This window comes from Streptomyces sp. MnatMP-M17, from assembly GCF_900091995.1.
Lineage (GTDB): Bacteria > Actinomycetota > Actinomycetes > Streptomycetales > Streptomycetaceae > Streptomyces.
Genome location: NZ_FMDK01000079.1, coordinates 1 through 8,601, shown reverse-complemented (window position 1 = coordinate 8,601; position 8,601 = coordinate 1). Strand labels below are relative to the sequence as shown.

Here is an 8,601-nt window from a genome sequence, read left to right as displayed (position 1 = left end):
CGTACCGGCCGATCACGCTGCGGCGGACGCGGGCGCCCGCGGCGATCCGGGCGCCCGGCAGTACGACACTGCCCTCGACCACCGAACCGTCCGCGATCTCGGCGCCCTCGCCGACGACGGTGCCGCCGCCGAGCGCCGCGCCCGGATGGACACGGGCGCCGGGCAGGACCAGGGCGTCGCCGACCGGGCCCGGCAGGGCGGGCGAGGAGACGATTCCGCGGACGAGATCGGCGGAGCCCTTCACCAACGCCGCCGGAGTGCCCAGATCGAGCCAGTACGTGTCGTCCACCACACCGCGCACAGGGACTCCGGAGGCGAGCAGGCCCGGGAAGGTCTCACGCTCCACGGAAACCACGCGGCCCGCCGCGATGCGGTCGATGACGGAGCGGGTGAAGACATAACAGCCCGCGTTGATCTGGTCGGTGACGATCTGCTCCGGCGACTCGGGCTTCTCCAGGAAGGCCAGCACCCGTCCGTTCGCGTCGGTCGGCACGAGTCCGAAGGCGCGCGGATCGGGCACCCGCGTCAGATGCAGGGTGACGGCGGCTCCGGAGGCGCGGTGGCCCTCCCGGAGGGCCGCGATGTCCAGACCGGAGAGGATGTCGCCGTTGAACACCAGCACCGGTTCGTCAGGACCGCAGCGCAGCCGCCGCGCCGCGTTGCGGATCGCTCCGCCGGTGCCCAGCGGCTCGGCCTCGGTCTCGTACTCCAGCCGCAGGCCGAACCGGGCGCCGTCACCGAAGTGCGGCTCGAACAGCTCGGCCAGATACGAGGTCGCGAAGATGACGCGGGTGACGCCGGCGGCAGCGGCGCGCGCGAGTTGATGGGCAAGGAACGGGACGCCGGCCACGGGCAGCAGCGGCTTGGGTATGTGACTGGTCAGCGGGCGCAGCCGGCTTCCCTGGCCACCGACGAGAAGAATCGCCTCGGTCATATGGTGTCCGCCTCGTGTCGCGGGACCGGGCGGAACAGCAGGGCGCGGCAGGGCACGCCTCGTCGCGCGTCCAGCCCGGCCCGGATCCCCCCAGCGCCTTCTGTGGCACGCCGGCCGACCGTGCACCCCCCGGTACCCGCTCTGCTGTGGCCGACGAAAGCCACATTCTGACAGCTGTGCGTGGAGCGCGAAGGGCGAATGCGAAGATGCGCGCGATTGGTGCCCGTTGTGTGTCTTGTCCGGGTCGGGAGGGCGTGGTCAGGCCGCGGGAGCGGTGGCCGCCGCCGAGGCCTGGGCGCGGCCACGGCCGAAGATCTGACGGAACGTGAACTCCGCGACATCGTCACCGGTGGCGTAGACGTCCTTGTCGGACTCGGTGACGTCCTTGCCGCTGGTGAAGCCGCTGACCGTGAAGTACACGTACCTGCCTATGGAGTTGGTGACCTTGCGGCAGACCGAGGGAGCCCGGCAGAAGGTCGGGACACCGTCGCCGGAGAGCGAGGCGATACCGTCCTTCGCCTCGGCCTTGGCCTTGAGCGCCTGCGCCTCCTGCTCGAAGACCGCGACACCGACGGTCACCGCCACACCGTCCTTGCTGTAGGTGGCGCGGATGACCTGGTCGCAGCCGTTGGCGGCGAGGATGGAGCCGAGGGCGCCCTGGGCCGCCGCGGCGCAGTTGGTCGTACGGGTCGTCGCGCCCTTCTGGTACACGCGGTCGCCCATGGTCAGCTTCGCGCCGGGGAAGAGCGTGTCGGCGCTCAGCGGCGCCTTGTCCTTCTCGGCGCTGGAGATGAAGTCCTTCGGGTCCGGCGGCGGCAGCGGATCGACGGAGGAGAAGGTCGGCTCCGGCGCCGCGCTCTCGGTCGGCAGCTCCGGAGGCGCGGGCAGCTCGCTGGCGTTGGTCTTCGAGGCCCGGTCGTCGCCCTTGTTCATGGAGACGACCGCGGTCGCCACGATCGCGCCGACCGCGGCGGTCGCGAGTACGCCACCGCCGATCATCAGCCAGCGCTTACGGCGCGCACGCGCGGCGGAGGCGTCCGCCAGCGCGGCCCAGTCCGGTGTCTGTGTGCCGTACGGGTCCGGTCCGGGCGTTCCGTACGGATCCTGTCCGGGTGAACCGGGGCCGCCCCAGGGTCCCCCTTGCCCAAAGCTCATGCCGCGCAGTTTAAGGCCGCCCGCAGGGGTGTTGTGCCCCGGAGGGCGCAGAGCGGAGGAGGGCGGACAGAGGAAGCGGACAGAGACGACGGAAAGGGCCGGCGGAAAAGGATTGGGTTCAGGCGGTACCTGCCCCGACAATGCCGACCATGGGACATCTTGAGGCCGCGCACCTGGAGTACTACCTCCCCGACGGACGGGTGCTGCTCGGCGACGCCTCGTTCCGCGTCGGCGAGGGAGCCGTCGTCGCCCTCGTCGGCGCCAACGGCGCGGGCAAGACCACACTGCTGCGGCTGATCGCCGGAGAGCTCCAGCCGCACGGCGGCACGGTGACCGTCAGCGGCGGCCTCGGTGTGATGTCGCAGTTCGTGGGCTCGGTGCGCGACGAGCGTACGGTCCGTGACCTGCTGGTCTCGGTGGCGCAGCCGCGTATCCGCGAGGCGGCGACCGCGGTCGACGAGGCCGAGCACGGGATCATGACGGTGGACGACGAGGCCGCGCAGATGCGGTACGCGCAGGCGCTCAGCGACTGGGCCGAGGCGCGCGGCTACGAGGCCGAGACCGTCTGGGACATGTGCACCACGGCGGCCCTCGGCGTCCCGTACGAGAAGGCGCAGTGGCGCGAACTGCGCACGCTCAGCGGTGGCGAGCAGAAGCGGCTGGTGCTGGAGGCGCTGCTGCGCGGGCCCGACGAGGTGCTGCTCCTGGACGAGCCGGACAACTATCTGGACGTGCCCGGCAAGCGCTGGCTGGAGGAACGCCTCAAGGAGACCCGTAAGACCGTTCTCTTCATTTCCCATGACCGGGAGCTGCTGGCCACGGCGGCCGAGAAGATCGTGAGCGTGGAGCCCGGCCCGGCCGGCTCCGACGTCTGGGTGCACGGCGCCGGCTTCGCCACGTACCACGCGGCGCGCAAGGAGCGCTTCGCCCGCTTCGAGGAGCTGAAACGGCGCTGGGAGGAGGAGCACGCCCGGCTGAAGGCGCTGGTCCACCGGCTGCGGCAGCAGGCGGCGATCAGCCCGGACATGGCCTCGCGCTACCGGGCGATGCAGACACGCTTCAAGAAGTTCGAGGACGCGGGCCCGCCGCCGGAGCCGCCGCGCGAGCAGGAGATCACCATGCGGCTGCGCGGCGGACGCACCGGCGTACGTGCTCTGACCTGCGAGGGCCTGGAGCTGACCGGACTGATGAAGCCGTTCTCGCTGGAGATCTACTACGGCGAGCGGGTGGCCGTGCTCGGCTCGAACGGCTCCGGCAAGTCGCACTTCCTGCGGCTGCTGGCCGGCGAGGACGTCCGTCACGAGGGAGCGTGGAAGCTGGGTGCCCGTGTGGTGCCCGGACACTTCGCGCAGACCCACGCCCACCCGGAGCTGCTGGGACGCACACTGGTCGACATCCTGTGGACGGAGCACGCGAAGGACCGCGGCGGCGCGATGAGCGTGCTGCGCCGGTACGAGCTGGAGCGCCAGGGCGACCAGGCCTTCGAGAAGCTCTCCGGCGGCCAGCAGGCGCGCTTCCAGATCCTGCTGCTGGAGCTGCGCGGCACGACGGCCCTGCTGCTGGACGAGCCGACGGACAACCTGGACCTGGAGTCGGCGGAGGCCCTTCAGGAGGGACTGGAGGCCTACGAGGGCACGGTGCTCGCGGTCACCCACGACCGCTGGTTCGCGCGCTCCTTCGACCGCTACCTGGTATTCGGCACGGACGGCGTCGTACGGGAGACGCCGGAACCGGTATGGGACGAACGCAGGGTGGTCCGGGCGCGGTAACCGCTGCGCGGGGCCTTTTCCCCACCCCGCCTCTTCCCCACCCCGCCTCTTCCCGAACTGGGGGCTCCGCCCCCGGGCCCCCTGCCGGCGCCCGTCGCCGGGGCGGGAAAATCCAGCCCGTCCGGCGTTTGAGGACCGGGGTCCGGGGCAGCGCCCCGGGCTCGGGAAGGGGCGAGTAGGGGAACGCCCGCCGCAGGCGCCACCGCCCGCACCCGCACGGCACCGCACCCCGCGGCCCCCGCACCGCACCCGCCGTTTTGACCCGTACGGCGCACCAACGGTATCCTTCTGGTTCGTTATGCGTATTGGCTTGGTCGTTCTCACGCGAGGGGCCCTTACGCCGGTCCACCGGGCCGATGACCAGCGGCAGGCAGCGGGTTGCGTCCCCGTATGTCCGCCAAGGCTGTCGTGCATCGTCCGGGTGGCCTTGTACAGGACCCGTCCCCTCGGCCCTAGCGGGCCCGGGGAGACCCCATCACTGAAGAAGCGAAGGCTACGACCGTGCGTACGTACAGCCCCAAGCCCGGCGATGTGACGCGCCAGTGGCACATCATCGACGCGCAGGACATCGTCCTGGGCCGTCTGGCGACCACCGCCGCCACCCTTCTCCGGGGCAAGCACAAGCCCATCTACGCGCCCCACGTCGACACCGGTGACTTCGTCATCATCATCAACGCGGAGAAGGTGCACCTGTCCGGCAACAAGCGGACCCAGAAGATGGCGTACCGCCACTCCGGCTACCCGGGCGGTCTGCGTTCCGTCCGCTATGACGAGCTGCTCGCCAAGAACCCCGAGAAGGCCGTCGAGAAGGCCGTCAAGGGCATGCTCCCCAAGAACACCCTGGGCCGTCAGATGCTCTCGAAGCTGAAGGTCTACGCGGGCGACCAGCACCCGCACAGCGCTCAGCAGCCGGTCCCGTTCGAGATCACCCAGGTCGCGCAGTAGTTCCGGCCACCCCCTAAGACGAAAAGAAATCTGAGGAGCATCGTGGCCGAGACCACTGTTGAGAACCCCGTCGAAGGCGCCGAGGCCGAAGAGACCTTCGACGCGGTGACGACCTTCGAGTCGGAGGTCCCCGTCGAGGGCGAGTACACCTCCGAGTCCCTGGCATCCCGCTTCGGCGACCCGCAGCCGGCCGCCGGCCTGGGCCGTCGCAAGAACGCCATCGCCCGCGTCCGGATCGTCCCGGGCAGCGGAAAGTGGAAGATCAACGGTCGCACCCTTGAGGACTACTTCCCCAACAAGGTGCACCAGCAGGAAGTCAACGAGCCCTTCAAGGTGCTCGAACTGGACAACCGCTACGACGTCATCGCCCGTATCTCCGGCGGCGGCGTCTCCGGCCAGGCCGGCGCGCTGCGCCTCGGCGTGGCCCGCGCGCTGAACGAGGCGGACGTGGACAACAACCGCGCCCCGCTGAAGAAGGCCGGCTTCCTGAGCCGCGACGACCGCGCCGTCGAGCGCAAGAAGGCCGGTCTCAAGAAGGCCCGTAAGGCCCCGCAGTACAGCAAGCGCTAATCGCTCGCTGGCCGGTCCAGGCATTACGCCTCTACGGCATTCGTTCGCCCCGGCGGCACTCCGTGCCGCCGGGGCGTTCGTTTTCTTGGTGATCTCGGGCGTATAACAGCATCAAGCGCTTAATACGTTTGCATTTTCGGAGCATTTTCGCTCGGAGCGGTGACGGCTCGGAGTGTTCTCGGAGGGAGAGCTGTGGGACGACTCTTCGGTACGGACGGCGTGCGCGGTGTCGCCAACGCCGATCTGACGGCGGAGCTGGCGCTCGGTCTGTCGGTCGCGGCGGCACATGTGCTCGCCGAGGTGGGGACGTTCGACGGGCATCGGCCCACGGCGGTGGTCGGGCGTGATCCGCGTGCGTCCGGCGAGTTCCTTGAGGCCGCGGTCGTGGCCGGACTCGCGAGCGCGGGTGTGGACGTCCTGCTCGTCGGTGTGCTGCCCACCCCGGCGGTGGCGTATCTCACCGGCGCGTTGGGCGCCGACCTCGGCGTGATGCTGTCCGCGAGCCACAACGCCATGCCGGACAACGGCGTCAAGTTCTTCGCGCGCGGCGGGCACAAGCTCGCGGACGAGCTGGAGGACCGGATCGAGACGCTGTACGAACAGCACCGTACCGGCGCGCCGTGGGAGCGTCCGACGGGCGCGGGCGTGGGCCGGGTCCGTACGTACGACGAGGGCTTCGACCGGTATGTGGCGCATCTCATCGGGGTGCTGCCGAACCGGCTCGACGGGCTCAAGGTCGTTCTCGACGAGGCGCACGGCGCGGCGGCGCGCGTCTCGCCCGAGGCCTTCGCCCGGGCGGGCGCCGAGGTGATCACGATCGGCGCGGAGCCGGACGGGCTGAATATCAACGACGGCTGCGGCTCCACGCATCTCACGCAGCTCAAGGCCGCGGTCGTGGAGCACGGCGCGCACTTCGGCATCGCGCACGACGGCGACGCGGACCGCTGTCTCGCGGTGGACGCGGCGGGCGAGGAGGTCGACGGCGACCAGATCCTCGCGGTGCTGGCCCTGGCGATGCGCGAGGCGGGCACGCTGCGCGGAGACGCGGTGGTCGGCACGGTGATGGCCAACCTCGGCTTCAAGATCGCGATGGAGCGCGAGGGCATCCATCTCGTGGAGACGGCGGTCGGCGACCGGTATGTACTGGAGTCGATGAAGGAGCACGGCTACGCGCTCGGCGGCGAGCAGTCGGGCCATGTCATCGTCCTCGACCATGCGACGACCGGCGACGGCACGCTGACCGGTCTGCTGCTGGCGGCCCGGGTCGCGGCGACCGGCCGTACGCTGGCGGAGCTCGCGGGCGTGATGCGGCGGCTGCCGCAGGTGCTGGTCAATGTGCCTGATGTCGACAAATCGCGGGTGCACACCTCGGCGGAGCTGGCGGCGGCGGTCTCCGAGGCGGAGTCCGAACTGGGCACCACGGGCCGTGTCCTGCTCCGTCCTTCGGGCACGGAACCGCTGGTACGGGTCATGGTCGAGGCACCGGACATCGACCAGGCGAGGTCGGTGGCGAGCCGCTTGGCGGACGCGGTGAAGTCGGCGCTGGGCTGAGGCCGACGCTGGGCTGAAGTCGGCGGCAGGAACGATCCGGCGACCGCCGTCGAGAGGGTGCGGGGCGGCCTGGCCGCTCCCGCACCCGTTGCTTTTGTTGCTTTTGCCCGAGGTTCTACGTGACGGCCAGAGCGTTGACCACATCCGTGGCCGTCAGCAGACGCACCGCGTCGGCGTTCAGCTCGGCCGGGTGCAGGGCGTACACCTGGGCGCCGCCGGCCAGGGCGATGTCTCCGCGTACGAGGAAGGCCAGCTCGGCCTCAGCCAGATCGAGGCCCTGGTTCCGGTCCAGGCCCTGGTTCTCGTCCCGGTCCTGGTCCTGGACGTTCACCAGATCCTGGTCGGGGCTTCCGATACGGGCCGCGAAGGCCGGACCGTCCTCGTCCTCGCGCCTGCGGTACGTACTCGCCGAACCGTCGGTGTGACGGACGACGACCGTGCCGGCCCGGCCGGCCGCCTGCCAGACCGCCAGTTCGCCGAGGCCGACGCGCGCGCCCGACGCGAACAGGTCGTTCAGACTGCGGCCGAGCAGCGCCAGCTTGTCCACATGCCGGTGTACGGCGTGGTTGGTGCCGGACACACCCTGGACGACGTCCAGCCAGCGCATCGTCCGCGCAGGGATGTCCACCAGCAGCGGGACACACGCCCGGGACGTACCGGTCAGATCGAAGCGCTGCTCGACCGTACGCGGATCGAAGATCTTGCCGTGGCCGGGCGGTTCGTCCCGGACCATGAAACCGGCGAAGGCCTCGGCGAGTTCGGTGAACGGCACGTTGTTGTACGAGAAGCAGAGCGCGACCGCGTACCGCGCACCGGCCTTCTCCAGCCGGGCGAGGTCCAGATCGATGAACTCGCTCGCGCCTCGCGGTGCCGGAGCGCTCGTCAGATCGCCGGAGTGCACGGCTCCGGTGCCGGCGAAGCGCAGCCTGGTGTAGTCGCAGGTGCCGATGTGCTCCCACCGCTCGTCGAACAGGGCGAGGGACAGATCCAGGTCGGTACGGCCCGAGGTCTCGCTCTCCATCCAGTGGAGGAACAGCCGGAGGGTCCTCATGGCAGGGCCGGTGCCGCTCCCGCTGATGCTCTCGCTGATGTCCGTGTCCGGCAGAGGCAGTTCGCTGCCGCGCGGGAGCGTCACCAGTGCCCGGGACGCGGTCCGTTCCGTGAACGGCGCGATCATCCCGTCCAGCCCGGCGTCCACGACGGCCAGACCGACCGGGCCCTGTGCGGCAGCACGTCGTACCACCTCGGCGGCGAGCGCGCGGACGGCGTCCTCGGCCGGGCCGGCGGGCAGTGGCGCCCGGGTGTCCTCGCTCACATACACCCGCGCGTTGCCGCCCTTCGGGAAGAAGACGCGCAGGAGATCGTCGGGCCGGCGACGGCTGCGTACCGCGCCGAGCGCGGAGAGCAGCACGGCCGGGGAGACACGCGGCAGCGCGGCGGCGAGCGCGTTCACGACCATGCCGCCTTCGGGCCCGGCCAGCCGCAGCAGATGGTCGAGCCGGCGCAGCAGTTCGCCCGGCCGCTGGGCGAGCAGAGCGGTGGCCGTACGGATGTCGCGGTCGGCGAGAGCGGTCTCGACACGGCGGCCCCAGGCGTTCACGGTGACTTTTGTGCCGTCCGCGCCGGACGGCTCGACGCCGCCGGCCGCTTCCGCCGCCGTACGCAGAGCTGCGCCGA

General features: G+C 70.8%; 7 protein-coding genes. 4 read left to right on the top strand and 3 right to left on the bottom strand.

The annotated features are described in order from the left end of the window. Window positions 1-934, bottom strand: a 934-nt coding sequence (locus GA0115259_RS04190; protein WP_093590983.1) for a mannose-1-phosphate guanylyltransferase, incomplete at its 3' end; no start/stop codon positions are given. Between the two features lie 258 nt (window positions 935-1,192). Further along, entirely contained in the window at window positions 1,193-2,089 is an 897-nt protein-coding gene (locus GA0115259_RS04185) for a hypothetical protein (protein WP_093590981.1), read from the bottom strand. Between the two features lie 149 nt (window positions 2,090-2,238). Between GA0115259_RS04185 and GA0115259_RS04180 the strand changes: the two genes are divergently transcribed. From GA0115259_RS04180 to glmM, 4 genes are all read left to right on the top strand, one after another. Further along, a complete protein-coding gene (locus GA0115259_RS04180; RefSeq protein ID WP_176732425.1) occupies window positions 2,239-3,858 on the top strand; it encodes an ABC-F family ATP-binding cassette domain-containing protein in 1,620 nt (539 codons plus the stop codon). A 501-nt stretch (window positions 3,859-4,359) separates the two neighbouring features. Next, a complete protein-coding gene (gene rplM / locus GA0115259_RS04175; RefSeq protein ID WP_093590975.1) occupies window positions 4,360-4,803 on the top strand; it encodes a 50S ribosomal protein L13 in 444 nt (147 codons plus the stop codon). 42 nt (window positions 4,804-4,845) lie between these two features. After that, entirely contained in the window at window positions 4,846-5,373 is a 528-nt protein-coding gene (rpsI, locus tag GA0115259_RS04170; protein ID WP_093590972.1) for a 30S ribosomal protein S9, read from the top strand. Between the two features lie 192 nt (window positions 5,374-5,565). Continuing rightward, a complete protein-coding gene (gene glmM / locus GA0115259_RS04165; RefSeq protein ID WP_093590968.1) occupies window positions 5,566-6,924 on the top strand; it encodes a phosphoglucosamine mutase in 1,359 nt (452 codons plus the stop codon). A gap of 115 nt (window positions 6,925-7,039) precedes the next feature. On the opposite strand, the gene GA0115259_RS40000 is transcribed toward glmM, so the two are convergent. Next, window positions 7,040-8,601 (bottom strand): TerD family protein (locus GA0115259_RS40000; RefSeq protein ID WP_161230279.1); only part of this gene is annotated, 1,562 nt, incomplete at its 5' end.